Genomic DNA, 21,371 nt, shown 5'->3' with positions numbered 1-21,371 from the left:
GCGATGGATTCGGTCAGCGAGAACGACTCCGGCGAGACGAAGCCCTGGAAGGCACCGAACATGGCACCGGACACGCCACCGAAGGACGCGCCCATGGCGAAGGCCAGCAGCTTGATGTTGCGGGTATTGATGCCCATCGCCTTGGCGGCGATCTCATCCTCGCGGATGGCGACCCAGGCGCGGCCCAGGCGCGAGTCCTGCAGGCGCACCGAGAAGAAGATCACGCCGATGCACAGCAGCAGGAACAGGAAGTAATAGGCATTGACCGAGGGCGTGCTCAGGCCGAACACCTTCACCATCGAGCCCGAACCGGGTTCACCGGCCAGCGACACGCCGAACACCTTGATCGGGTCGATCAGGTTGATGCCCTGCGGACCGTTGGTGATGTTCACCGGGGCGTTGAGGTTGTTCATGAAGATGCGAATGATCTCGCCGAAGCCCAGCGTCACGATGGCCAGGTAGTCACCGCGCAGCTTCAGGGTGGGCGCGCCCAGCAAGGCACCGAAGATGGCCGCGAACAGGCCCGACACCGGCACGATCAGCCACAGCGACAAGTGGATGCCGTTCTGCACGATCTCGGGGCCGCACAGCCACACCAGGAAGTTGCCCACCACCGGATAGGTGTTGACGAAGGACTCGATCACCGCCGCGAACTGCGGCGAAGCCAGGAGGCCCGCGGTATAGGCACCGATGGCGTAGAAGGCGATGTAGCCCAGGTCCAGGAGGCCGGCGAAACCCACCACCACGTTCAGGCCCAGGGCCAGCATGATGTAGAGCAGCGCCACATCCATGATGCGCACCCAGGAATTGCCGAACTGCTGGGCGATGAAGGGGAAGACGATCGTCAGCGCCAGCAGCACCAGCAGGCTGATGCGCGCCTGCTGCGGATTGCGCTTCATGTCGAAAGATAGGAGAGCCATAGGTCTTCTCTGTAGTTCTGTAGGGATGGAAGGAGGACTCAGGCGCGATCGGCCACGCGCTCGCCCATGATGCCGGAGGGGCGCAGGGTCAGCACGATGATGAGCACGATGAAGGCGAAGATGTCCTGGTAGTTGCTGCCCAGGAAGTCGCCGGTCAGGTCACCGATGTAACCTGCGCCCAGACTCTCGATCAGGCCCAGCAGGATGCCACCCAGCATGGCGCCGTAGATGTTGCCGATGCCACCCAGCACCGCGGCCGAGAAGGCCTTCAGGCCCGGCACGAAGCCCATGGCGAATTGCGCGGTGGAGTAGTTGGCGGCCCACATCACGCCGGCAATCGCCGCCAGTGCGGCACCGATGGCGAAGGTCACCACGATGACCTTGTTGGAGTCCACGCCCATCAGGCCGGCAATGCGCGGGTTCTCGGCGGTGGCGCGCATGGCGCGGCCCATCTTGGTCTTCTCCACGATCAGCACCAGGCCCACCATGGCGGCCACGGCCAGCAGCAGCAGCATGATCTGCGTGGGCGAGATCAGGGCGCCGGCGATATGCACCGGATCAGACGGCATCACCTGCGGGAAGGGCAGCGGGCTGCGGCCCCAGATCATCATGGCGAAGGTCTGCAGCAGGATGGACACGCCGATGGCCGTGATCAACGGCGCCAGGCGCGGCGCATTGCGCAGCGGACGATAGGCGATGCGCTCGATCAGGAGGCTCACCACGATACAGACCGGAATGGCGCCGACGATGGCGATGACCAGTTGCACGATGCCCGGCAGACCCGGCGCCACGTGCTGCACCACTTTGAGCAGTGACAGGCCCACCATCGCACCCACCATCAGGATGTCGCCGTGCGCGAAGTTGATCAGGTTCAGCACCCCGTACACCATCGTGTAACCCAGGGCGATCAGTGCGTACATGCTGCCTAGCACCAATCCGTTGATGATCTGCTGGATGAAAATGTCCATGAAGCGGTGTCTCCCGTGAAGCGTAATTTAAAGCGTGACTATGTGGATGAAAAACAAGTAAGGCAGATACAGCAGATAAGACAGGTACAAAAAAAGCGCGAAGCTTCTCGCGCCCGGTGCGTCGATGTCAGAGTCCCAGCGTCGCTCGCATCACGCGGGCGGCGGCCAGGTCCCAGGAGGCCTGGCCCACGGTCTTGAAGACCGGCAGCGCGCCGGCGCTGGCCAGGTCGCCCGCGGCCAGCTTGCCGCCCACCACATCGCTGATGGCGACCACGCGCGACCAGTCGACCTTGGCCTGGATCAGGTCACCGGCTTCGTGATGAGCACCGTCCAGGTCATCGACCACGATGCGACGCGCATGCAGCAACGCGGGCGGGAATTCCACCATGTCCGGCTTGAAGGCCCCCACGCCGATGGCCAGCGTATCGGCGGCGATGTGTTCCGGGATGACGGCAGTGCGCGAGGTCGTCATGGCAATCACCACATCGGTATGTGGCAGATCCTCTTGCAACATTCGTGCCGGCAAGGGACTGGCCACGGCTTGCGGATGACGTTCGCTCAGTGCGCGACAGAATGCCTGCGTGCGCTCCAGATCGCGTGCGGCGATCCAGAACTGCTGCACGCCGAAGACCTCGACCAGGGCATCGGCGTGGGCGGCGGCCTGCGCACCGGTACCGATCAGCAGGGCCGAGCGTGGCGTGCGCGGCAGCAGCGTGCGAATGCCCAGCATGCTCATGGCGGCAGTCCGTCGTCCGGTGACGGTGGGGCCATCCATCAGGGCGATGCGGCGACCGGTATGGGTCTCGAAGGCGACCACCTCGCCCTGGATCACGGGCAACTGGTGGCGGGCGTTGTCGGCGTGCACGGTGATGAGCTTGGTCACCGAGAGATCATCGGCGATGGCGGGCATGCCCAGCAGCACGCTGGCCGCATCGATGGGAACGACCTGGCGCTCGGGCGCACGGATGGCGCCGCTGGCCAGCTCCTGGGTGGCGCGTTCGAGCGCGCTCACCAGTGCGGCGTAGGGCAGCGCCTGGGCGGTTTGTCGTGGGTCGAGGATGTGCATGGAGATCCTGGTGGCGAAGCTGCGTTCAGCGCAGGAAGAAACCGGTCGGGAAGGGATCGCTGTCTTCCAGCACCCACTGGTTGGTGCTCATGATATGGGCATGGCCGCTGACCTCGGTGAGCGCGCCATCGAACTCGCCCACCTTGGTCGGTGCCGTCACGCGCACACCGAAGTTGCTGCCCACGATGCTGCCGTTGACGTAGTGCTGGCCCTGCGCCAGGCGGCCGCGCAGGAACAGCTGGGCGGCACGGCCGGAGGTACCGGTACCGGTCGGCGAACGATCCACTTCGCGGTCGGCGAAGATGCAGACGTTGGACTGGTCGGCGCCGGGGAAATTGGGTTCGCTGTCGATGATGGTGCCGTAGAGCGTATTGAGGCCGGGCTCCAGCGGATGGGCGATGGCCACCTTGGCGATGACCGCGGCCTTGGTCTCGGCGCCCAGCTGGATCAGCTGGCGCACCAGTTCCGGCTTGACCGTGAGACCGGCCTGGGCGGCATTGATGTAGTAGTAGAAGGCGCCACCGAAGACGATGTCGCCGACGATCTTGCCAAACCCGGGTGTCTCCACTTCGACGTCGCGCTGGTAGATGAAGGCGGGCACGTTGTTGAAGCTGACCTTGCCGGCACGCACGCCATCCCATTCGACGAAGGCTTCGATGAAGCCGGCCGGGGCATCGAAGCAGATGCGGGTCTGCGGCTGCGTGCGCTCGACGTAGCCCATCTCGACCAGCACCTTGCCCAGGGCGATGATGCCGTGGCCGCACATGTCGCTATAGCCTTCGTTGTGGATGAAGATGACACCGAAGTCAGCGCCAGCCGTCACCGGCGGCAGCAGGTAGGCGCCATACATGTCGGCATGGCCGCGCGGCTCGTTCATGAGGAACTGGCGCAGGTCGTCGCGATGCTCGCGCAGCCAGGCGCGCTGTTCCAGGATGGTGCCGGCGGGGATCTTGGGCAGGCCCGAGACGACGATGCGCAGGGGCTCGCCGCCCGTGTGGGCATCGATGGTCTGGACGGTACGGGTGTAGCTGAGCATGGACTTCCTTCCTCGGGTTGCTGCAGGTGCCGCCAAGGGCACAGGGTACCACCGCTATGCGGCTGCCAGCAGCACGCATGCGACGAATGCTCCCCGGTCGGCCAGGGCCGGCGGGAAGCGATGTACGACAGGATAGAACGGGAGCAGGAGGCCGGGGGCGCGCACTGGCAGGCAGTGCGCGCAACCCCAGGCCGATGCGGGTGGCCGATCAGCGATCGGCGATCCGCGATCAGTAGCTGGTCAGCGGGACCGGCAGGCCATCCTTGAAGCGATAGACCGTCACGGGCGACTGCTTCAGGTCGTGGTTGGCGTCGAAGTCATACTGACCGGCCACGCCCTTGTAGCTGATCTTGGCCAGGGCCGGACCGAAGGCCTTGGGCTCGACCGAGTTGGCCTGCTTCATGGCCTGGGCGATCAGCATCATGCCGTCATAGAAGGAGACCGCGTAGGTTTCGGCAGGACGGCCGTACTTCTTCTGGTAGTCGTCGGAGAAGACCTTGCCTTCCTTGGCCTTGTCCAGCATGGTGCCGCCTTGGGTACAGTAGACCGATTCACCGATGGCGTCGCCACCCAGGCGGCCCATTTCCGGCGAGCAGATACCGTCGCCGCCCATCAGGGGCACGTCGATGCCCAGCTGCTTCATCTGGCGCTTGATCGGGCCGCCTTGCGGAGCGTAACCACCCAGGAACACGGCGTCGGGCTTCTTGCCCTTGATCGAGGTCAGGATGGCGGTGAAGTCGGTGGCCTTGTCGTTGGTGAAGTCCTTGCTGACCACTTCGATGCCGTTGGCCTTGGCGAGCTTGGCGAATTCCTCGGCCAGACCCTGGCCGTAGGCGGTGCGGTCATCGATCACGGCCACGCGCTTGAACTTCAGTTCCTTGGCAGCGTACAGGGCCATCTTGCCGCCCAGCTGGCTGTCGCTGGCTGCGACGCGGAACAGGGTGGCGAAACCTTGCTGGGTGATCTTGGGGTTGGACGCCACGGTGGCCACCACGATGCCGGCATCGTTGTAGACGCGCGAAGCGGGGATGGTCACGCCCGAGTTGTAGGGACCGACGATGGCCTTGATGCCCTGGTCAGCCAGCTTCTGTGCCGCGGCCACGCCCGACTTCGGGTCGGCCTGGTCATCTTCGGCGATGACTTCGAACTTGATCTTCTTGCCGCCCACGGTGATGGGTTGCGCATTCAGACGCTCGACGGCCATCATCAGGCCGCCCTGGTTGTCCTTGCCGGCCGACGCCTGCGGGCCAGTCAGCGGGCTGGAGAAACCGATCTTGACGACCTGGGTTTCCTGCGCCATGGCGAAGGCGGGGATCAGCGCCAGCGAGGCGGCGATGATGTTGAGTCCGGAGACGCGCTTGAACATGGGGTGTTTCCTCTCTTCTAGAAAGTCAGACTGCGGTTGGGTAATTGCATTGAAAACGCTGGAAAAGCAGGATTTGCGCCAACCGTTTCCTTGTGGAAAACGGCGACACGGTCCGTCGATGCCGTACTTGCCGCCACCTCGTCGGTGGCCGCTCATGCCTGGCAAAACAAAAACTCACAAAAGTTGCCGGAGATGCTGCTGTCATCCGCGCAGATGCACCATGGTTGGCGCATCATGCCCGCATTACGTTATGTTTTTATGAGGGAGGATTCTATTGACTCTTTCCTGATATTAGGCGCGTTTATTGCCTTTATAATCAGAATTAAATTCACTGTAAATTTTTTTAACTGAATAAAGTTCAGAAACCATGGCCGTGCTCGACAAGATCAGCAAGAAAATTCTGACCGAACTGCAAAATGATGGTCGCATTAGCAACGTCGACCTGGCGGCCCGCGTGAACCTCTCTCCGGCGGCTTGCCTGGAACGGGTCCGCAAGCTGCAGGAGGCGGGCTATATCCTGGGCTATGCGGCGCAGTTGAATCCCGAGTTGCTGGATGTGTCCCTGCTGGTCTTCATCGAGGTGGTGCTGGACCGCACCACGCCGGACGTCTTCGCCGAATTCAAGAAGAGCGTGCAGAGCATCCCCGAGATCATGGAGTGCCACATGGTCGCCGGCGGCTTCGACTACCTGGTCAAGTCGCGGGTCAAGGACATGAACGCCTATCGCGAATTCCTGGGCAAGTCGCTGCTGCAGCTCAAGGGCGTGCGCGAGACCCATACCTATGCCGTGATGGAAGAGGTGAAGAACACCATCCGCCTGCCTATTCGCTGATCCTCCCCTTCCTGGGCTGCCCGCATCTTGCGTCGATAAGCCCCCGGCCCCGTCCCGCTGAATTTCTTGAACACGCGGTTGAAGGCGGCTTCGGACTGGTAACCCACAGCTTCCCCGATCTGCGCCGTGGCCATCTTGCTGTAGCTCAAAAGCCGCGCGGCCTGGGCCATGCGCAGTTGCTGCAAGACCTCGGCCGGCGTGGCGCCGCCCACCTCCTGGAAGCGCCGCACGAAGGTGGCGCGCGACATGTGGCAGAGCGCCGCCAGGCGCGGCAGCGACCAGTCTTCGTGCAGGGCCTCCAGCATGGCCTGCAACGCGCCCTGCAAGACCGGATGCGCCAGCAGGGCCAGCAAGCCCGGCTGCGGCCCACCCTGGGCCAGCCAAGCGCGCAAGGCCAGGCCAAACAAGGCCGCTGCCAGACCGCTCACCACGGCCTGGGCGCCAGCGCGCGGTTCTTCCCGACCATCGACGCCACCGCATTCGTTGCGCAGCAAGGTCGCCAGCATGCGCAAACCATCGGCATCAGGCAGCGCGGCACCACGCACCAGCAGTACCTCGGGCAGCGCCTGCAGCAGGGCACCGGCATGCGGGGCGTCGAAATGGAATTGTCCACACAGGAAATCGGACAGCGGCCTGGCGCCGCCAGCCTGGTCATCATTGACGTGCAATCGCACGGGGGCTGCGCTGACGCCCTGGCGCACCTCGACGGCATCGGCGGCGGGGGCGATGAAGAGCGCGTGGGCGGCACCGCGCAGGAGCACCACCAGATCGCCGGCGTGCAAGCTCATGGGCTCGCCCTGGGGCAGCTGCAATTGCGCCGTCCCTTCGAGGATGAAGTGATAGGGCGCCACGCCCTCAGGCAGGGCCGGATGTGGCAAGTTCCAGGGCTGGCCGAAACGGCAGCGTATGTCCAGGCCGGCGCGCACCGGGTGCAGGGAGAGAAGGCGGCTGAGGGCATCCATGGCTTTCCTTGAATGAGCTTTTTGAGCAATTTAAAGTCATTTTAAGGCATTCATCATTTCACGCTGGTGGCCTACAGTAGATCCATGCGCAACACGGCACCCCGGCAATCCTGCCCCTGCCCGCGCCCCACCTCTTTCAGGAGAACTGTCATGCCCCGTCTTGCCACTACCCCCGTTGCTGAAGCCACCGGCCAGGCCGCCCAACTGTTTGCCGCCATCAAGTCGGCCGTGGGCATGGTGCCCAATGCCTATGCCGGCATCGGCAGCCTGAGCCCGCTTGCGCTGGAATCGGTGCTGCACCTCGACGGCGCGCTGCGCAAGAGCAGCCTGTCGGCCAGGGAAATCGAGGCCATCAAGCTGGCCGTGAGCGAACAGGCCGGCTGCGACTACTGCCTGGCGGCCCACTCGCTGATGGCCAAGAAGGTCGGACTGTCGGCCGAGGCGATACAGGGTGTGCGTCACGGCCAGGCCTCCGGCGACGACAGACTGGACGTGCTGGCCGATTTCGCCCGTCTGCTGGCAGGCACCCGTGGCACGGTCGATGCCGCTGTGGTGGCGCGCGTCCAGGCACTGTACAGCGATGCCCAGATCGTCGACACCCTGCTGGCCGTGACCGCGATCACCTTCACCAACCTCTTCAACCGCGTCAACGACACCGTGCTGGACTTCCCGCCGGCCCCGTGATGCGGCCTTGCCGCACGGGGCGAAAAAAAACCCGGCGGCCTCCTCACGGAGACGGCCGGGCAAGCCTTGTGGACGGGGCGATGATGGCCCCGTCCATCTTCATCGGATGCGAGCGCGATCAGAAACTCGTGCGCACCCCCACGATGAAGTTGCGACCACCCAGCGGCACGGTCTCGCGCAGCACCGAGCTGGACAGGCGGATATCCTGGTTGAGCAGGTTGCGCGCCAGCGCGAACCAGGTCAGCTTCACGCCATTGAGCCTCTGGGTATAGGACAGGTTGGCATCGACCTGCGTATAGGACGGCGTCTCATAGGTCTCGAAGGAGGCCAGGCGATCCTGCTTCTGCGCACGCAATACCTTCATGCCACTGGCCCAGGGACCAGTCTTGTAGCCCAGCTCGATACCATAGCGGGTAGCCGGTTGCAGCGGCAGGTTGCCCAGGTTGTCCAGGGTGCCGCGCGAGGTATCGGCAAAGACGCGCCCCGACATGCCCTCACCGTTCCAGTTGTAGCTGAGCTCGGCTTCGGCGCCACGAATGGTGGCGTCGCCCTGCGACCAGAAGCGCTGGGTGAATTCGCCATCCGGATCGGCATTGCCGGCATCGTCGACCTGGCCGTTGGTACGGCCATAGATGTAGTTGCTGACCTTGTTGCGATACAGGTTGCCCTTCCAGCGCACCAGGCCTTCGGTCTTCTGCAGGCTCAGTTCGATGTTGTGCGAGGTCTCCTTCTTCAACTGGTTGTCGCCGATGTCGAAGGTCGAGGTCGATTCATGCGGGCCGTTGGAATACAGCTCCTCCACCGTGGGCGCACGCTGCGCCAGCGAGTAGGTCAGGCCCAAGCCATAGCCGGGCTGGAAGCTCCACAAAGCACCGGTGGACCAGGACAACAGGCTGAAGTCGCGCCCCGGCAAGCCGCTGCCGCCATCCGGACGGCGATTCACGCTCTCGGCACGCAGGCCGGCGCTGGCCAGCACCTGGCCGAACTGGCGCTCTTCCACCAGGAAACCGGCGAACGAGGTCGAGCGGGTCGGCGGTGTCAGCTCCGACGTACCGCTGGTCGCCGACAGCGCCGAGTAGTTGCCCTGTTCGGTCTGTACGCCGAAGGTACCGTGCCAGCCGGCCAGCGGTGCATGCGTCAATTCCCAGCGGGTCTGCAGGACGCGGTTGGAGAACACGGTATTGGGCGTGCCATCCTGCTGCTTCTCGATGTGGGTGTAGTCGGTATAGCCGAAGCGGAAGCGGAACTTCTCGATGCCGGCGAAGGGGTTGTTGACCACCGTGTCGATGTCGTAGCGGTTCTGGTGCAGGTCGATGAAGGACATCTCGCTGGTGGGGATGCCATAGTGATCGTCCAGTGTCGAGGCCGACACGCCCACATAACCCCAGTTGGCGACATAGGACGCGCCCAGGCCCAAGCTGGTCTCATGCGTGAAGGAATTGGGCAGGCGGCCGGAGGCACTGCTGCTGTCACCCTGGCGAGCGTTGCCGGGGATCTTGTAGTTGTCGGTGTCGCGATAGTTGCCGTCCAGGTGCAGGCCGATCTGGCCGGCCGAGGTGTCCAGCGAGAAGGAACCGTTCTTCTCGCCATCGACCGTGCCGTAACGACCTTCCACGGTACCGGTGGGCTTGCCCACCAGTTCGGTGGGGATGCGATCGTTGACCACGTTGATCAGGCCGCCAATGGCGCCCGAGCCATACAGCAGTGCGGCCGGCCCCCGCAGGATCTCGATCTGGCGGGCCGTGGCCGCTTCGGTGGACACGGCGTGGTCGTTGGAGACGGTGGAGACGTCGGAGACGCCCATGCCGTTCTGCAGGATCATCACACGCGGACCTTCCATGCCACGGATGATGGGACGTGATGCGCCGGCACCGAAGGCCGAGGCGGTGACGCCCAGTTCGGAGGAGAGCGTATCGCCCAGGGAATTGCCGAGCTTGTTGCGCAGTTCGTCACCGGCGATCACCTTGGCCGGCGTGAGTACCTGCACGTCCTCCTGCGAGGCGAAGGGCGTGGCAGTGACGACGATGGGTTGCAGCGCCTGCTGCGCGGGTGCGGTGGATGTGGCGGGTATGGCGGCGGGTGTGGAGGGCGCTGCCGTCGTGGTGGCGTCGTTGGCGGCAGTCTGTGCCGACGCAGCAATGGACCAGGTGGCCAGCGCGGAGAGAACCGCGGTGGCGATGAGTTGGCGTTGGAAAGCCATGTGAATTCCTTGATATGCGCGATGCGCCGCCCGCTCGTTGAGGGGGTGGATGGGCGGCGCGGATACACCGGCCGTCCACACGCGATCAGGGCGCGCCATGGCATCGTCGCCAGGCTAGCGCCAGGCGATGCAGCGGCACGACCGGATACGCGCGGGACAACCGGCAACCAGTGTTCAGGATCTTGCGAGAGGAAGGAATTCAGCGCGGTGGCGCGCGTGAGTGGAAATGACAGTTGAGCGGCGCATCCCAGGAGGCAAAGGCCAGCCACAAGGCCAGCAGGCGCACCGGCGGCAGCAGTGGGAGCGGGGGGAAGTCGAAATGCACGCCGGCCGAGAGGGCCGCGGCGTCATAGGCCACGCAGGAGTGATGCAGATCATGCGCATGGACGCCGCCGGTGGCGGTGGCATCCACGCTGGTACCGGCAGTGGCGGCCGGCGCATCATGATCGTCATCCTCGTCGAAGAGGGCATCGCTGATGAGCGAATGCACCGTCCCCGGCGCCCATCCTGCGTGCGCGATACCGTGCACGAAACCCAGCATCTGCGCGAACAGCAGCGACATCACCAGCAAGGCGATGACGTTGGCACTACGCAGGGAACGCAGACGGTTCATGGAACGGGAGCGGGATAGGGAAATCAACAGCGACAGCGACACTGCGCCTGCGCACCCGGAGGCGCAGGCGTCATCCTGCCAGGCGCGGATCAGTCGCCGTAGAGCTTTTGCTTGAGCTCGCGACGTTGCTGCGCTTCCAGCGACAGGGTCGCGGTGGGACGCGCCAGCAGACGCGGAATGCCGATGGGCTCACCGGTTTCTTCGCACCAGCCGTACTCGCCGTTATCGATGGAGACGATGGATTGCTGCACCTTCTTGAGCAGCTTGCGTTCGCGGTCACGGGTACGCAGTTCCAGCGCGTGTTCTTCCTCGATGGTGGCACGGTCGGCCGGGTCCGGCACCAGCACGGTTTCGCGCAGGTGTTCGGTGGTTTCATCGGCGTTCTTGAGCAGATCCTTTTCCAGCTGCTGGAGGCGGGCCTTGAAGAAAGCAAGCTGCGCTTCATTCATGTAGTCGTCCTCGCTCATCTTGAGGATCTCGGCCTCGGTCAGCAACTGCGCTGCAGGGGTAGTTTTGGGAGTCTTGGTTGCCACTTCGCTTACTTTCAATACTACGGGTTTTTCAACTATATCCATTATCCCGGCTGATACTGGGCTGCCGGAACAGGTCGCTTTTGAATCCACTTCCCTAGCCGCGTTGGCACCTCTTCGATTGACGTTGACCCGCTCGCCGGGCCGGCTACCTGCTTCCGGGCCGGGCCGCACTGCGGATGGCATACGCCTTTTCGCGGTCAAGGATTGTACACCAACGATTCTGGATGCCAAGCCCCGGCCGCAAGCCGGCCTGATAGGGCCGGCGGCACGCTGGAACAGCGTTCATGGAGCGGTTCATGACTTCCCCTGTTGCCGGCAAGACGGGCGGGCTGATCGCGCTTATGAATTGTGGTCGTTCCGGAGTTCAGCCTGGCGCAATGCCGCAGCGCATTTGCATTGCAGCATCCAGGCTAGTTTATACCAGAAGAAAGGGGACCGATGGAAGCGCCCGGCCCGGCCGGTCAGGCCTGGTCAGGATGTCGCTGGCCGCAGACCTTGCATTGGCGGTCTCGACCGACGGTGATGGAAGTCCATTCCATCTCGCGGGCATCCAGGATCAGCAGGCGTCCGGCCAGCGAGCGGCCGATCCCGGCCAGGAGCTTGATGGCCTCGGCCGCCTGCACGGTGCCGATGATGCCCACCAGGGGCGAGAACACGCCCATGGTGGAGCATTGCACTTCCTCGAACTCGCGCTCGGGCGGGAACAGGCAGGCATAGCAGGGAGCCGCATCCTGACGGCTGTCGAAGACGCTGACCTGGCCATCGAAGCGGATCGCCGCCCCCGATACCAATGGCACACCGGCCGCCACGCAGGCGGCATTGACGGCATGGCGGGTGGCGAAGTTGTCGCTGCAGTCGAGTACCACGTCGGCGTCGGCCACCAGCGCAAGCAGGCGCTCACCCTCCACGCGCTCGGCCAGGGCCTGCACCTGCACGCCGGGATTGATCTGCAGCAAGGCTTGGCGGCCCGACTCCACCTTGGGCTGGCCCACCCGGGCGGTGGTGTGCATGATCTGGCGCTGCAGGTTGGTCAGGTCCACGCTGTCATGGTCCACCAGCGTGATGCGCCCGACGCCGGCCGAGGCCAGGTACATGGCCGCCGGCGAACCCAGGCCACCGGCCCCGATGACCAGGGCATGGGCCTGCAGCAAACGGCTCTGGCCTTCGATATCGATCTCGTCGAGCAGGATGTGGCGCGAATAGCGCAGCAGCTGTTGGTCGTCCATGTCGGTCATCCCTGGTGGGGCCTGGCTGGCCTTGCCCCATGAAAAAGGGCCGCTTGGAAGCGGCCCGATATGCCTGCCCGATGCAGCGGCGGCAGCGTGGATTACTTGGTGTCGGTCTTCTCGGCCGGCGCCTTGTTGTCCTTGCGCTCGTCCTTGGCCGGCGTATCGTTCTTGCCTTCCTCGTTGCGCACTTCCGGCTTGGCGTTGGAGACCTTGACCGGCAAACCCTTCAGGTGGTTCAGGGCTTGCGCGAGCTGGAAGTCGTCCTTGCTGCCGAAGTCCAGCGGCTTGCGCTTCTTCTCGGCGGCGATCAGGCGTTCCTCGGCCTGCTCGTCCAGGGTCTGCGCCTTGACCTCGGCCGACTTGTCGGTGTCGTTGGTCAGGTGCTTGGACAGGTCGGCTTCACGCAGACGCAGGCCGTTGAGGCCGTCGCCATCCGGGAACTCGTCCACCATGATGTCCGGCACGATGCCGCGCGCCTGGATGGAACGACCATTGGGCGTGTAGTAGCGGGCCGTGGTCAGCTTGACGGCGGTGTTCTTTTCCGGCGGCAGGGCGATCACGGATTGCACCGAACCCTTGCCGAAGGATTGCGTACCCATGATGGTGGCGCGCTTGTAATCCTGCAGGGCGCCGGCCACGATTTCGGAGGCCGAGGCCGAGCCGCTGTTGATCAGGACCACCATCGGTACCTTCTTGATGGCATCCGGCAGGCGCGACAGCGGATCCGACAGCGGGTTGGACGCGTAGAACTCACGCTTGGCGTAGAAGGTCTGCTTGGAGCTGGGCAGCTGGCCGTTGGTCGAGACCACCACTGCGTCCTTGGCCAGGAAGGTCGCGGCCACGCCGATGGCGCCCGGCAGCACGCCGCCCGGGTCATTGCGCAGATCCAGCACGATGCCCTTCAGGTTGGGTTCCTGGGCGTAGATGGCGGCCAGCTTCTTGGACATGTCGTCCACCGTCGGTTCCTGGAACTGGGTCACGCGCAGCCAGGCGTAGCCGGGTTCGATCACCTTGGACTTGACGCTCTGGACGCGGATCTCCTGACGGGTGATGGTCTGGATGTTGGGCTTGTCTTCTTCCTTGCGGGCGATCGTCAGGGTGATCTTGGTATTGGGTTCGCCGCGCATCTTCTTGACGGCTTCATCCAGGGACAGGCCCTTGACCGGGGTGCTGTCCAGGCGGGTGATCAGGTCACCGGCCTTGATCCCGGCGCGGAAAGCCGGTGAATCCTCGATCGGCGAGATCACCTTGACGTAGCCGTCTTCCATGCCGACCTCGATACCCAGGCCGACAAACTTGCCCATGGTGCCTTCGCGCAGCTCCTTGTAGGCCTTCTTGTCCAGATAGGCCGAGTGCGGGTCCAGCGAAGCGACCATGCCGGAGATGGCTTCGGTGAGCAGCTTCTTGTCATCGACCTGCTCGACGTAATCCGACTTGATGAGGCCGAACACGTCGGCCATCTGGCGCAACTCCTCCAGGGGCAGCGACGCCGTTGCATTCTTTTGCGCGATGGCGTCGAACTGAATCATCGCGGTGGCCCCAGCCACCATGCCCAAACCGATCAGACTGATATTCTTGAGTTTGCTGCCCATGTGTCACCTAGTAGTTACCCACCCCTGTGGGTCGAATGCGCGGCCTTGATACCGCATTTCAAAGTATAAACCCGATTGCTCATTGCCGCCGCTGTTGCCTGCAGTGGCAATGGTTTCCCCGGTCTTGACCAGGTCGCCGGCGCGTTTGAGCACCGACTGGTTGTTGCCGTAGATCGTCATGTACTGGTTGCCGTGGTCGACGATGACCAGGTTGCCGAAGCCACGCAGCCAATCCGCAAACACCACCCGCCCGGCGGCCACGGCGCGCACTTCCGCGCCTTCATGGGCGCGGATGAACAGGCCCCGGCTGGTCGGTCCGTCGCCGCGGCGACTGCCGAATTTCGACGTCAGGTCCCCCTTGACCGGCAGGTGCAGCTGGCCGCGCAGGCTGGCGAAGGGCTTGCCGAAATTGTCCGACTGCGGCTCGGGCAGGGTATCGTTGCGTCCCAGCGACGCGCTCTGCGGTGCTTCGTCGTCGTCGATGGCATCGGCCGGGTCGGGCATCTTCGGTGCCGGCTTGCCTTCCTTGGCAGCCCGGGCCGCTTCGGCGGCGCGCTTTTCGGCGCGGGCACGCTGTTCTGCCTGGCGCTTCTCGCGTTCGGCCTTGGCCTTGGCCAATTGTTCCTGGCGCCGCTTTTCGCGGGCCTCGGCTTCGGCCTTCTTCTGCTGTTCGATGATCTGGGCCAGCTTGTCCACCAGGCTGGAGAGACGCTGCTGGTCCTGCTCGATGCGCCCCACCTCCTGGCGCTGGGCATTGAGCTTGCTGGAAAGCTGGGACAGCAGGGTCACCCGGCGCGACTTTTCGCGCTCCAGGACTTTCTTCTGTTCCAGTTCTTCCTGGGCGATTTCCTGCAGTTCCGACTTGGCGTTCTCGGTATCGGCCTGGTTGGCGCGGATGGCCTGCTGGTTGGCGCGCAGGGTCTCGATCAGCCTGGCCTGGGCTTGCGAGACATAGCCCATGTACTGCAATTCGCGGTTGATGCGATTGGGATTGTCGCCCGAGAGCAGGAGCTTGATGCGGTCTTCGTTGCCGGCCACGTACTGCTCGCGCAGCAGCCTGGACAGCTGCGCCTGCTGGGCGTTGACCAGGGCCGTCAGTTCATTGAGCTTCTTGACCAGTTGTGCCAGGCGGCTTTCGGTGTCCTGCTGCTCCTGGGCCAGGTCGCGCAGGGAACGATTGGCCTTGGAGATGGCCTGCTCGGACGAGGCCAGCGAATCGGCGGCATTGTCCTTGGCGGTCTCGGTCTGGTCGATGTCGCGCTTGAGGCTGGAGAGGCGTTGCTGCAGGTCGTCCCGCTCCTTCTCGGCGGCCTGTTTCTGGCGGGTGCGCTCGGTGATGGGCTGGGCCTGCAGGGAAGCGGCCGCCAGCAGGCAGGCCAGCGTCGCGCCCATCGGGCGCAACCATCCCCGCAGCGCGGGGCGGCCAGGATCGGCCGCCGGTCGCGCCAGCGCATTGCGCTTGCCGGGCACAGGCAGAGGCGCCGCCGGTGTAGCCGGCGCCTTGCGGGAGAAACGCAGTTTTATTTCGACTTCCCTTGGTTGGCCACGGCCTTGAGCGCCGCTTCGATGGCGGACTGGTCGCCCAGGTAGTAGCTCTTGATGGGCTTGAGGTCGGCATCCAGTTCATAGACCAGCGGCTGGCCGTTGGGGATGTTCAGGCCGACGATGTCGTTGTCGCTGATGCCGTCCAGGTACTTGATCAGGGCGCGCAGGCTGTTGCCGTGGGCCGAGATGATGATCTGCTTGCCGGCGCGGATGGCCGGGGCGATGGAGTCATTCCAGGCCGGCAGCACGCGCGCCACGGTGTCCTTGAGGCATTCGGTCAGGGGCACCTGCTCGCGCGAGAGGCCAGCGTAGCGGGCATCGCCGAAGGCATCGCGCTCCTCGCCCGGGGTCAGCGGGTTGGGCGGGGTGTCGTAGCTGCGGCGCCAGACCAGCACCTGCTCGTCGCCGTACTGGGCGGCGGTCTCGGCCTTGTTCAAGCCTTGCAGGGCGCCGTAGTGGCGTTCGTTCAGGCGCCAGTCATTCTTGACCGGCACGTACATCTGGTCCATTTCATCCAGGGTGGTCCACAGGGTGCGGATGGCGCGCTTCAACACCGAGGTATAGGCCAGGTCGAAGGAGAAACCGGCTTCCTTGAGCAGCTTTCCGGCCTGGCGGGCCTCGGCCACGCCCTTTTCGGTCAGGTCGACGTCCACCCAGCCGGTAAAGCGGTTGGCCAGGTTCCAGGTCGATTCGCCGTGGCGCATGAATACGATTTTGTACATAGCAGGACTTTTTGATGATGGGAAACCGATGCGGCTGCGGCAAAGGCGCATGCGCTTGACCAGGCTGCAAAGCCGAGACTGATCTCATGCAAACCGCGAATGCTTCTATTTTATAATGCCGGGATTCAGTAAACTCATTGGACTGCCGTGAAATTCATCATCGACAATATTTTCCTGATCGCCCTGGCCTTGGTCTCCGGCGGTGCCCTGCTGGTTCCCTACCTGCAACAACGCGGCAACAAGCTCAGCCTGCTGCAAGCCACCCAGATGCTCAACCAGGGCAAGGTGCTGGTGCTGGACGTGCGTGACACCGAACAATACGCCGCCGGCCACCTGCGCGATGCCCGCAACATCCCCCTGAAGGAATTGCCGCAGCGCATCGCCGAGCTCGACAAGCTCAAGAACCGTCCGGTCATCGTGGTCTGCCAGAACGGCACCCAGGCCAACCGCGCAGAATCCACGCTGAAGAAGGCCGGCTTCGCCGAGGTCTATGGCTTGACCGGCGGTATCGCCGCCTGGCAGGGTCAGGGCCTGCCGCTGACCACCAAGGACGCCAAATGAGCGCTCCGGTGAAGATGTATTGCACCGCCGTGTGCCCGTATTGCATGATGGCCGAGCGCCTGCTCGCCAGCAAGGGGATCACGCAGATCGAGAAGATCCGCGTCGATCTCGACCCTCAGCAGCGCGAGCTGATGATGCAACAGACCGGTCGCCGTACCGTGCCACAGATCTATGTCGGCGACACCCATGTCGGTGGCTTCGATGACCTGAGCGCACTGGACCGTGCCGGCAAGCTGGACCCGCTGCTGCAAGCCTGACGCCAGGGCAGCACTTCCCAACCGATTCACCGAACCTGAAAGAAATCCATGTCGGAACAGAACCAAGAAGCTCAACAGCAACCCGTTTTCCAGATCCAGCGCGTCTACCTGAAGGACCTCTCGCTGGAACAGCCGAACTCCCCGGCCATCTTCCTGGAACAGGAAGCACCGTCCATCGAAGTGGCGGTGGATGTGGGCGCCGAGGCGCTGGCTGAAGGCGTGTTCGAATCGACCGTGACCATCACCGTGACCGCCAAGGTCAAGGACAAGGTCGCCTTCCTGGTCGAGGGCAAGCAAGCCGGCATCTTCGAGATCCGCAACGTGCCGGCCGAACAGCTGGACCCGCTGCTGGGCATCGGCTGCCCCAACATCATCTACCCGTACCTGCGCGCCAACATCGCCGACGCCATCACCCGCGCCGGTTTCCCGCCGGTGCACCTGGCCGAGATCAACTTCGAGGTGTTCTACCAGCAACGCCTGCAGGCACTGGCCGAGCAACAAGGCGCCACCCTGGTCAACAACGGTTCGACCGCCGTCAACTGATCCACCCCTGAGTGCGCCTGACCCGTCCGGACTGCCGCCCCTGCGGCCATGCTTCCGGTCGGGCGCCACGACGCCAGGCCGCCGCAACCCCTGCGGCGGTGCTTTCCCCTCCCGTGGAGACTTCCCCATGAAACACCTGCCCCTGATTCTTTGCGCCACCCTGCTCGGCGCCTTCCTGGCCAAGGATGCCCTGGCCCTGGACTTCAAGTCGGTCGGTGCCGCCCCCGCCATCATGTACGACGCCCCTTCCGAGAAAGGCCGCCGCGTCTATGTCGCGCCGCGCGGCATGCCGGTGGAGGTGGTCCTGACCTACGGCGAATGGAGCAAGGTCAGGGATGCCGCCGGCACGCTCTCCTGGATCTCCTCCAAGGCACTCGCATCCAAGCGCATGCTGGTGGTGTCGGTGGCCAACGCGCGCATCTTCAATGCCGCCGATGAAGGCAGTCCGGTGGTGTTCACCGCCGACAAGTACGTCCTGCTGGAATGGCTGGAAGGCCCCAGCAACGGCTGGGTGAAGGTGCGCCATCGCGACGGCCAGACCGGCTTCGTCAAGGCCGGCGACGTCTGGGGCGACTGAACGGACCACCATGAAGATCACCATTCTAGGCGCCGGCGCGTGGGGTACTGCGCTGGCCATCCCGCTGGCACGCAGGCACGATGTCGTGCTGTGGGGGCGTAACGTTGCGGCCATGCAGGAAGCCGACCAGTTGCGCGAGAACCGCCTCTACCTGCCGGGCTTCCCCTTGCCCGCCGAACTGGCGGTGAGCGCGGACTTCGAAGCAGCGGTACGCCACGTCTGCGACGCGCCCGACGACTCCCTGCTGATCGCGGCATCGTCGGTATCGGGCTTGCGCGAGCTGGCCGGTCATCTGCGCGCCTATGCGCTGCCCAACCTGGTCTGGCTGTGCAAGGGCCTGGAAGAAGGAACACGCCTGCTGCCGCACCAGGTGGTGCAGCAGGTGCTGGGTGCCGACCTGCCTGCCGGCGCCCTCTCGGGGCCGTCATTTGCCCAGGAAGTGGCGCGCGGCCTGCCCTGCGCGCTGACCATCGCCGGTGCCGACGCGGCCCTGTGCGAGCGCGTCGTGGCCGCCGTACATGGCAACAATATCCGGATCTATTCGAGTGACGACCTGGTCGGCGTGGAAATCGGCGGCGCGGTCAAGAACATCCTGGCCATTGCCACGGGCGTGGCCGACGGCCTGCAGCTGGGCCTGAACGCCCGCGCCGCGCTGATCACCCGCGGTCTGGCCGAGATCACCCGGCTGGGCGTGGCACTGGGGGGACGTCCCGAGACCTTCATGGGCCTCTCGGGGGTCGGCGACCTCATCCTCACCTGTACCGGTGACCTGTCGCGCAACCGCCGCGTCGGTCTGGGCCTGGCACAGAACAAGAAGCTGGACGATATCGTGGCCGAACTCGGCCATGTGGCCGAGGGTGTGCGTTGCGCACAGGCCGTGCGTGCGCTGGCGCGCGAAAAAGGCATCGAGATGCCGATCACCGATGCGGTGGCGGCGGCCTTGTTCGATGGCGTGTCGGTACAGGAAATGGTCGCCAGGCTGCTGGCGCGGGATCCGCGCGAAGAAAGCCTTTAAGGCGCTGCCTGTTGCCACCGGCCCGGGAACATCAAGCCTGGTGCCGGCCAATCAAGCTGGAAAAACTCAGCCGGGACGGTGCGATGCACTTCCCGGCTGTTTTTTTGCGCGCCGATCAGCGCGCGATGATGTCGCTTTCCATCTTGGGACGACGGAAGTGCTGGGGAGAACCGCCTTCGATCAAGTCATCCATCTGCTTGGAAATCTTGTCGTAGCGTGCACTGCAATCGTCCTGAGGTGCAGCGTCGGCGCTCTTGATGCGCTTGGACAGGCGGGAGGACCGTGCCTCACCGCCCATGACGTACTGTTGGGCGGCGCGGCCGGCGTGGTTATTATTGGCGGTCTTGTTGCGTTGAATAGCTTGCATCGTATTTCCTCTAAACGTCGCTGACGCTCAAAGTTCTCCCATCCTGAGTTTTTTGAGGAGAACCGGCAATGCCCCGGATTGGCTCATTGCTTCCGGGAAACTGCTCCTGACACAGAAACACCCTTATTAACGGGCGCTTTAACTATGTAACGCCCGAGTCGCGATTTGGAATACGTGAAAAGTCAGTATTTTGTCAGCCAGTTTGAATTTATTTTGGTGCAGATTTTTCATGCGGCTGCGCAAAAATGGCGCAAACCCGCTGCCATCAAGGCTGACAGCGCTGTCAGAATAGTCGGGATTGTGCAGTTTTAATCAACAAAACCAGCGCGAAAAATTTGTAGCCAAACGTATCCGCACGCTGTCATCGCTACAAAAAAACGACAGATCCTGAGCGGATGAATTACCGCACAGAATGTTTATCAGCCGATGCGACAGGCACTAGGCGTGCACCGGGACCGGTTGGCCGAGATCAGCCGGCACCAGCGAGAACACCTTGGCATCGCGCGGTTGGCCATGGAACACCAGCCGGTTGCGCGCCAGGCATTCCAGCGTCGCCCCGATCTTCTCCGCGACCCGATGGCTGCGCAGGTTGCCTGCCTGGGCCACGACCTCAAGCCGGGTCAGTCCGGTCTTGCCGAAGGCGAAGGCAGCAGCAGCCCGGGCTGCCACGGCGGCGATACCGCGCCCGGTATAGCCATCGCGTATCCAGTAGCCGAGGTTGGCCATCTGGTTCAGCTGGCTGACCTGATTGATGGCCACCGCCCCGATCACCAGGCCCATGGAGCGGTCGATGATGCTGAAATCATAGGCGGTATGCCCGTGCCAGTGTTCGATGGCCCGCTGCAGGAACAGTTGTGCATCGAGCAATCCATATTGCGGCGTACACCAGGCTTCCCACTGGCCGATGGCCTGGCGTGAATGGTCCACCGCATCATAGAGCGCCAGCACTTCGCGCAGGTCTAGCGGACGCACTTCGATATCGCGATCGCAGTAGATGATTTGCCGGGAGCGGTCGATGGGATGGGGCATGCTGGTCAATCGTGGAGGGGTTGGACCATCTTACCTAAATTGCCCGGGTCTGAGAAAGCGCCTCAGACCAGGTGGGCATGCAGTTGCGACAGATGGGTGATGACCTGCACACTGTCCGGCATGTCCTGGTGCACGCCATGCTCCTGCAGGGCGACCACTTTCATGCCGGCCGCCAGTCCTGCCTGTACGCCTGGCAAGCTGTCCTCCACCACCACGCAACGCCCCGGATCCACGCCCATGCGCTCGGCGGCAAACAGGAACAGGGCGGGATCGGGCTTCCAGCGCTGCACATCGTAGGCGCTGAAGATGCGGCCGGCGAAATGCGGCAGCAGCCTCGTCACCCGCAGGCATAGCTCGATCTTGTGATGGGGGGCGTTGGAGGCCAGTGCAAAGGGCAGGTGCAGTTGCTCCACCATCTCCAGGGCGCCATTGATGGGTTGCAGCTGCTGCTCCAGCAGGCGCGCCATCAGGGCGCGCAGGTCCTGCTCGAAATCCTGCGGCAGGCTGCTGCCGCGCAACTCCTCGATATGCGCCAGGCACCATGTCATGCTGACGCCGCGAAAGCGCGCCAGCGCCTCTTCGGCGCTGAGCTGCACGCCATAGCCGGCCACATGCTCGGACCAGGCCTGCGCGGCCACCACTTCGCTATCGACCAGCGTGCCGTCGCAGTCGAAGATGACCAGCGCCGGCGGGTGAGTCGAATCGTTCATTGCCACTCCTTTTCGTCAGGGGGCGGGGCCGCCCTGATCAAGGA

General features: G+C 64.0%; 23 protein-coding genes. 7 read left to right on the top strand and 16 right to left on the bottom strand.

The features are described from left to right. From ACIPHN_RS24095 to ACIPHN_RS24075, 5 genes are all read right to left on the bottom strand, one after another. A partial coding sequence (locus ACIPHN_RS24095) for an ABC transporter ATP-binding protein (RefSeq protein ID WP_400441230.1) occupies positions 1-920 on the bottom strand: 920 nt, incomplete at its 3' end. Between the two features lie 38 nt (positions 921-958). Then, positions 959-1,888, bottom strand: a complete 930-nt coding sequence (locus ACIPHN_RS24090; RefSeq protein ID WP_400441227.1) for a branched-chain amino acid ABC transporter permease — start codon at positions 1,886-1,888, stop codon at positions 959-961. Positions 1,889-2,015: 127 nt separating this feature from the next. Further along, the gene (locus tag ACIPHN_RS24085; RefSeq protein WP_400441224.1) at positions 2,016-2,954 is read right to left on the bottom strand and encodes a delta(1)-pyrroline-2-carboxylate reductase family protein; all 939 of its coding nucleotides are present in this window, start codon (positions 2,952-2,954) and stop codon (positions 2,016-2,018) included. Positions 2,955-2,979: 25 nt separating this feature from the next. Next, positions 2,980-3,990: a trans-3-hydroxy-L-proline dehydratase gene (gene lhpH, locus ACIPHN_RS24080; protein WP_400441221.1), complete on the bottom strand. Its 1,011-nt coding sequence runs from the start codon at positions 3,988-3,990 to the stop codon at positions 2,980-2,982. A gap of 229 nt (positions 3,991-4,219) precedes the next feature. After that, a complete protein-coding gene (locus ACIPHN_RS24075; protein ID WP_400441218.1) occupies positions 4,220-5,356 on the bottom strand; it encodes a branched-chain amino acid ABC transporter substrate-binding protein in 1,137 nt (378 codons plus the stop codon). 367 nt (positions 5,357-5,723) lie between these two features. Here ACIPHN_RS24075 and ACIPHN_RS24070 point away from each other — a divergent pair, with 367 nt between their 5' ends. Further along, positions 5,724-6,188 carry an Lrp/AsnC ligand binding domain-containing protein gene (locus tag ACIPHN_RS24070; protein ID WP_198985247.1) on the top strand — a complete coding sequence of 155 codons (465 nt, stop codon included), beginning with the start codon at positions 5,724-5,726 and terminating at the stop codon, positions 6,186-6,188. Here the strand turns inward: ACIPHN_RS24070 and ACIPHN_RS24065 are convergent. Then, positions 6,137-7,150 (bottom strand): cupin domain-containing protein, encoded by a 1,014-nt coding sequence (locus ACIPHN_RS24065; RefSeq protein WP_400441215.1) that lies wholly within the window; start codon positions 7,148-7,150, stop codon positions 6,137-6,139. The two genes, ACIPHN_RS24070 and ACIPHN_RS24065, sit on opposite strands and share 52 nt — an antisense overlap. 150 nt (positions 7,151-7,300) lie before the next feature. On the opposite strand from ACIPHN_RS24065, the gene ACIPHN_RS24060 reads away from it, so the two are divergent. Continuing rightward, positions 7,301-7,834: a carboxymuconolactone decarboxylase family protein gene (locus ACIPHN_RS24060; RefSeq protein WP_400441212.1), complete on the top strand. Its 534-nt coding sequence runs from the start codon at positions 7,301-7,303 to the stop codon at positions 7,832-7,834. 118 nt (positions 7,835-7,952) lie between these two features. Here the strand turns inward: ACIPHN_RS24060 and ACIPHN_RS24055 are convergent, their stop codons facing one another. The 7 genes from ACIPHN_RS24055 to gpmA form a co-directional block, all read right to left on the bottom strand. Continuing rightward, a complete protein-coding gene (locus tag ACIPHN_RS24055; RefSeq protein ID WP_400441209.1) occupies positions 7,953-10,034 on the bottom strand; it encodes a TonB-dependent receptor in 2,082 nt (693 codons plus the stop codon). A 199-nt stretch (positions 10,035-10,233) separates the two neighbouring features. After that, positions 10,234-10,647, bottom strand: coding sequence for a hypothetical protein (locus ACIPHN_RS24050; RefSeq protein ID WP_400441206.1), 414 nt, complete (start codon positions 10,645-10,647; stop codon positions 10,234-10,236). Positions 10,648-10,736: 89 nt separating this feature from the next. Next, positions 10,737-11,222: an RNA polymerase-binding protein DksA gene (gene dksA / locus ACIPHN_RS24045; protein ID WP_198984993.1), complete on the bottom strand. Its 486-nt coding sequence runs from the start codon at positions 11,220-11,222 to the stop codon at positions 10,737-10,739. 419 nt (positions 11,223-11,641) lie between these two features. After that, positions 11,642-12,406, bottom strand: coding sequence for a HesA/MoeB/ThiF family protein (locus ACIPHN_RS24040; RefSeq protein ID WP_400441203.1), 765 nt, complete (start codon positions 12,404-12,406; stop codon positions 11,642-11,644). 101 nt (positions 12,407-12,507) lie between these two features. Continuing rightward, positions 12,508-14,001: a S41 family peptidase gene (locus ACIPHN_RS24035; protein WP_400441201.1), complete on the bottom strand. Its 1,494-nt coding sequence runs from the start codon at positions 13,999-14,001 to the stop codon at positions 12,508-12,510. A 3-nt stretch (positions 14,002-14,004) separates the two neighbouring features. Then, positions 14,005-15,393 (bottom strand): murein hydrolase activator EnvC family protein, encoded by a 1,389-nt coding sequence (locus tag ACIPHN_RS24030; protein WP_400441233.1) that lies wholly within the window; start codon positions 15,391-15,393, stop codon positions 14,005-14,007. 128 nt (positions 15,394-15,521) lie between these two features. Further along, positions 15,522-16,268 (bottom strand): 2,3-diphosphoglycerate-dependent phosphoglycerate mutase, encoded by a 747-nt coding sequence (gene gpmA / locus ACIPHN_RS24025; RefSeq protein ID WP_400441198.1) that lies wholly within the window; start codon positions 16,266-16,268, stop codon positions 15,522-15,524. A gap of 147 nt (positions 16,269-16,415) precedes the next feature. Between gpmA and ACIPHN_RS24020 the strand changes: the two genes are divergently transcribed. From ACIPHN_RS24020 to ACIPHN_RS24000, 5 genes are all read left to right on the top strand, one after another. After that, positions 16,416-16,829, top strand: coding sequence for a rhodanese-like domain-containing protein (locus ACIPHN_RS24020; protein ID WP_400441196.1), 414 nt, complete (start codon positions 16,416-16,418; stop codon positions 16,827-16,829). Beyond that, the gene (gene grxC / locus ACIPHN_RS24015; RefSeq protein ID WP_013232210.1) at positions 16,826-17,086 is read left to right on the top strand and encodes a glutaredoxin 3; all 261 of its coding nucleotides are present in this window, start codon (positions 16,826-16,828) and stop codon (positions 17,084-17,086) included. Before ACIPHN_RS24020 ends, grxC begins: the two co-directional genes overlap by 4 nt. Before the next feature lie 48 nt (positions 17,087-17,134). Next, on the top strand, positions 17,135-17,629 hold the full coding sequence (gene secB, locus ACIPHN_RS24010) for a protein-export chaperone SecB (RefSeq protein ID WP_400441194.1): 495 nt from the start codon (positions 17,135-17,137) through the stop codon (positions 17,627-17,629). Between the two features lie 127 nt (positions 17,630-17,756). Continuing rightward, entirely contained in the window at positions 17,757-18,206 is a 450-nt protein-coding gene (locus ACIPHN_RS24005; RefSeq protein ID WP_400441192.1) for an SH3 domain-containing protein, read from the top strand. Positions 18,207-18,216: 10 nt separating this feature from the next. Next, the gene (locus tag ACIPHN_RS24000) at positions 18,217-19,221 is read left to right on the top strand and encodes an NAD(P)H-dependent glycerol-3-phosphate dehydrogenase (protein ID WP_400441189.1); all 1,005 of its coding nucleotides are present in this window, start codon (positions 18,217-18,219) and stop codon (positions 19,219-19,221) included. A 115-nt stretch (positions 19,222-19,336) separates the two neighbouring features. Here the strand turns inward: ACIPHN_RS24000 and ACIPHN_RS23995 are convergent, their stop codons facing one another. The 3 genes from ACIPHN_RS23995 to ACIPHN_RS23985 all read right to left on the bottom strand — a co-directional run bounded on the left by ACIPHN_RS23995 (position 19,337) and on the right by ACIPHN_RS23985 (position 21,327). After that, positions 19,337-19,588, bottom strand: a complete 252-nt coding sequence (locus ACIPHN_RS23995; protein ID WP_400441187.1) for a hypothetical protein — start codon at positions 19,586-19,588, stop codon at positions 19,337-19,339. 438 nt (positions 19,589-20,026) lie between these two features. Then, positions 20,027-20,617, bottom strand: a complete 591-nt coding sequence (locus ACIPHN_RS23990) for a GNAT family N-acetyltransferase (RefSeq protein ID WP_400441185.1) — start codon at positions 20,615-20,617, stop codon at positions 20,027-20,029. A 62-nt stretch (positions 20,618-20,679) separates the two neighbouring features. Next, positions 20,680-21,327, bottom strand: coding sequence for an HAD family hydrolase (locus ACIPHN_RS23985; RefSeq protein ID WP_400441182.1), 648 nt, complete (start codon positions 21,325-21,327; stop codon positions 20,680-20,682). Positions 21,328-21,371 lie beyond the last annotated feature (44 nt).

The sequence above is a fragment of the Herbaspirillum sp. NPDC087042 genome, from assembly GCF_044745245.1.
Classification (GTDB): domain Bacteria; phylum Pseudomonadota; class Gammaproteobacteria; order Burkholderiales; family Burkholderiaceae_D; genus Herbaspirillum.
This window is presented reverse-complemented; position numbering and strand designations above follow the sequence as displayed.

Bases quoted from the DNA above. Each gene is read 5' to 3' on its own strand.
- ACIPHN_RS24090 (WP_400441227.1), bottom strand. From the start codon at position 1,888: ATGGACATTTTCATCCAGCAGATCATCAACGGATTGGTGCTAGGCAGC.
- ACIPHN_RS24085 (WP_400441224.1), bottom strand. From the start codon at position 2,954: ATGCACATCCTCGACCCACGACAAACCGCCCAGGCGCTGCCCTACGCC.
- lhpH (WP_400441221.1), bottom strand. From the start codon at position 3,990: ATGCTCAGCTACACCCGTACCGTCCAGACCATCGATGCCCACACGGGC.
- ACIPHN_RS24075 (WP_400441218.1), bottom strand. From the start codon at position 5,356: ATGTTCAAGCGCGTCTCCGGACTCAACATCATCGCCGCCTCGCTGGCG.
- ACIPHN_RS24070 (WP_198985247.1), top strand. From the start codon at position 5,724: ATGGCCGTGCTCGACAAGATCAGCAAGAAAATTCTGACCGAACTGCAA.
- ACIPHN_RS24065 (WP_400441215.1), bottom strand. From the start codon at position 7,150: ATGGATGCCCTCAGCCGCCTTCTCTCCCTGCACCCGGTGCGCGCCGGC.
- ACIPHN_RS24060 (WP_400441212.1), top strand. From the start codon at position 7,301: ATGCCCCGTCTTGCCACTACCCCCGTTGCTGAAGCCACCGGCCAGGCC.
- ACIPHN_RS24055 (WP_400441209.1), bottom strand. From the start codon at position 10,034: ATGGCTTTCCAACGCCAACTCATCGCCACCGCGGTTCTCTCCGCGCTG.
- ACIPHN_RS24050 (WP_400441206.1), bottom strand. From the start codon at position 10,647: ATGAACCGTCTGCGTTCCCTGCGTAGTGCCAACGTCATCGCCTTGCTG.
- dksA (WP_198984993.1), bottom strand. From the start codon at position 11,222: ATGGATATAGTTGAAAAACCCGTAGTATTGAAAGTAAGCGAAGTGGCA.
- ACIPHN_RS24040 (WP_400441203.1), bottom strand. From the start codon at position 12,406: ATGGACGACCAACAGCTGCTGCGCTATTCGCGCCACATCCTGCTCGAC.
- ACIPHN_RS24035 (WP_400441201.1), bottom strand. From the start codon at position 14,001: ATGGGCAGCAAACTCAAGAATATCAGTCTGATCGGTTTGGGCATGGTG.
- ACIPHN_RS24030 (WP_400441233.1), bottom strand. From the start codon at position 15,393: ATGGGCGCGACGCTGGCCTGCCTGCTGGCGGCCGCTTCCCTGCAGGCC.
- gpmA (WP_400441198.1), bottom strand. From the start codon at position 16,268: ATGTACAAAATCGTATTCATGCGCCACGGCGAATCGACCTGGAACCTG.
- grxC (WP_013232210.1), top strand. From the start codon at position 16,826: ATGAGCGCTCCGGTGAAGATGTATTGCACCGCCGTGTGCCCGTATTGC.
- secB (WP_400441194.1), top strand. From the start codon at position 17,135: ATGTCGGAACAGAACCAAGAAGCTCAACAGCAACCCGTTTTCCAGATC.
- ACIPHN_RS24005 (WP_400441192.1), top strand. From the start codon at position 17,757: ATGAAACACCTGCCCCTGATTCTTTGCGCCACCCTGCTCGGCGCCTTC.
- ACIPHN_RS24000 (WP_400441189.1), top strand. From the start codon at position 18,217: ATGAAGATCACCATTCTAGGCGCCGGCGCGTGGGGTACTGCGCTGGCC.
- ACIPHN_RS23995 (WP_400441187.1), bottom strand. From the start codon at position 19,588: ATGCAAGCTATTCAACGCAACAAGACCGCCAATAATAACCACGCCGGC.
- ACIPHN_RS23990 (WP_400441185.1), bottom strand. From the start codon at position 20,617: ATGCCCCATCCCATCGACCGCTCCCGGCAAATCATCTACTGCGATCGC.
- ACIPHN_RS23985 (WP_400441182.1), bottom strand. From the start codon at position 21,327: ATGAACGATTCGACTCACCCGCCGGCGCTGGTCATCTTCGACTGCGAC.